This window comes from Phyllobacterium sp. P5_D12 (assembly GCF_054049495.1).
Genome location: NZ_JBFUMG010000593.1, coordinates 1 through 2,583, shown reverse-complemented (window position 1 = coordinate 2,583; position 2,583 = coordinate 1). Strand labels below are relative to the sequence as shown.

At 57.1% G+C, this 2,583-nt stretch carries 2 protein-coding genes and 1 pseudogene; all 3 read left to right on the top strand.

Annotated elements, in window-relative coordinates; all coding sequences use genetic code 11:
* Positions 1-289 (top strand): annotated as a pseudogene (locus ACXJ5O_RS23965) (NAD(P)/FAD-dependent oxidoreductase); the annotation flags it as partial.
* 138 nt (positions 290-427) lie between these two features.
* On the top strand, positions 428-1,849 hold the full coding sequence (locus tag ACXJ5O_RS23960; protein ID WP_457302087.1) for an MmgE/PrpD family protein: 1,422 nt from the start codon (positions 428-430) through the stop codon (positions 1,847-1,849).
* Between the two features lie 54 nt (positions 1,850-1,903).
* Positions 1,904-2,583 (top strand): Bug family tripartite tricarboxylate transporter substrate binding protein (locus ACXJ5O_RS23955; protein WP_457302086.1); only part of this gene is annotated, 680 nt, incomplete at its 3' end.

Here is a 2,583-nt window from a genome sequence, read left to right as displayed (position 1 = left end):
ACTCGACATGCAATATCGTACAGTTCCACGCCTTTACGATCTGGCTCCGGGTGTCGTCGCGCTGACCGGACTGTCCGGTCGCGGCGTGCCGACCGGGAGCATGCTGGGCGGCGTTTTATCGGAATGGGCCCTTGGCGTGCCTGACAGGGATCTGGCGCTCAAGCTTGAGCCGCTGACGGCGGCGCCGTTTTACATGAATTTTGGACCGCAACTGACGCTACGCTATTACCGCGTCAGGGATTGGCTCACCGCGAAGCGAGACCGCGCCGCACTGCCACCGCACGCCTGACGCAGGCCGCATCGGCATTCGGCCGCGCTTAATTGTCGACAATTTACAATGATTGTTGACAATTTACATTCTACATCCTAGTTTTCTGACGGCGCAATATCCGGCCGAACTTTGCATATTCATCAGGAGACAAGACGCGTGAATTTATCTTCCGACATCACGGCACAGGCCATACGTTTTATCGAACGCACGACCTATGAGGACCTGCCGGAAGAAGCGCTTGTCGTCGGCCGCCGCTGCATGGTTGACACTGTCGGCCTCTATCTCGCAGGCAGTCGAGAAGCGTCGGTGCGCATTCTTATCGAAGACGCCCTTGCTCAGGGAGGTCGTGAAGATGCGCCCTTGCCGGGCAACGGATCCGCGAGGGTGCCCGCATCACTGGCCGCTCGCGTTTGGGGGACTGCCGGGCATGCGCACGATTGGGACGATACGCAAGTCTCCCATGATCCGGCCCATATCTATGGTCTGTTGACCCACCCCTCTGTTCCACCCCTTACTGCTGCACTGATCATTGCCAGTGAAAAAGGCAATGTGGATGGTCGGGACCTCATGCTCGCCTTCCAGCTTGGATTCGAAGTCGAGTGCAAGATTGCGGAATGGATGAAGCCGCGTCACTACCGCCGCGGACATCATACCAGTGGTACCGTCGGCACATTTGGCGCAGCTGTCGCTGCTGCCAAGCTTCTGGGATTGACGGGAGACAAGCTCGCCAACGCACTCGGATTGGCGGCAAGTTTTGCCGCCGGTATCCGTGTCAATTTTGGCACCATGACCAAGCCGCTTCATGTCGGACGTGCGTGCGAAAATGGTGTCACTGCGGCACGTCTCGCTGCAGCTGGTTTCGAAGCGGATCCGGCCGCACTCGACGGCCCTTGGGGCTTCTTTTCGGTCATGGGCGAGGGCTTCGACGAGGGAAAGACCGCTGCGGGCTTCGGTGCTCCTTTGACCATTATCGAGCCCGGCGTCAGCATCAAGCCATACCCGTCGGGTATTCTCACCCATCAATCAATGGACGCGATGCTGAAGCTGGTCTTGGATCACGATCTGAAACCTCAAGAGGTCGAACGCATCCGCTTCTTTGCCGGCAAAAATATCATCGAGCCTATTCGCTATCCAATAGCGCAAAATCATCTCCAGGCTAAATTTTCGATGCCCGCCTTGCTTGCGATGATTGTACTGTGCCGCCGCGCCAGTCACCATGAATTCGAGGACGCGTTTGTAGCCGGAGATGCCATGCAGGATCTGCAAGCGCGTACGGATGTCATCAACGATCTTGAGATCGATGCGCTCGGTTATGACAAGATCCGCTCGCGTATCGAGGTGATGACCAAGGACGGGCGTATCTTGATACAATGGGCCGATGAGCGCTACCGCGGCGGGCCTTCCAACCCGATCAGCGACGCTGGACTTCAGGATAAGTTTCGCATGTGCGCGGAGGGCGTCATTGACACCCCTTGCCAGGATGAACTGCTGGCACTGGTGCAGAGTGTCGATAAAGGTGCTGATGTCGGAAGACTTGTTACACTCATCAGCGGCGAACGGGAACTCGTTACTGGATGACTTGAAGAGAGGGAAGCCGTTCTGAAGAAACGGTACTTGAAAGGGAGAGAGACAATGAATTTCATGAAATCGATCGGCGTGGCGGCTCTCGGCCTTGCCACTGTCGCTATCTTATCCAGCGCAGCGGCCAAGGCCGATCCGCTGCCTTATCCCAATAAAGTTGTGACGCTTGTGACCCATTCCAGCCCTGGCGGCGGCAGTGACGTCTTTCTGCGCGAAATGACGAAATACCTGGGCAAGTATATCGGCGCTACCTTTATCGTGGAAAATGTCCAGGGCGGCAGTGGCGCGAAGGCCATGGCACGGGTTGCGACAGCGCCAGCCGATGGTAGCGTGTTCTACGCGACGACACCGACCTATATCTACACGTCGCTGATGAGCAAACCGCAGAATACATACAAGGATATGGATGCGCTGGTGAACATTTTCGCCGATAGCGAGGTGATCTATACGCGGACCGACGGCCCCTACAAGTCCCTCAAGGATGTTATCGACCACGCTAAGAAAGAGCGCGGGCGTTGGGGTGCTGCCAACCCGGCATCGCTGGAACGTCAGGCGGCCGAGCAATTGAAGAAGGCGGCAGGCGTCACTCCGGCAATCGTTACACATGAGGGCGGCGGCGACATGATGCTGAATGTTCTCAATGGCACGCTCGATATCGGTATTGGCGAGATCCAGGAATTGCGCTCGCAGCTCGATGCCGGCAAGATCACTTTGCTTGCCACCTTCAATCC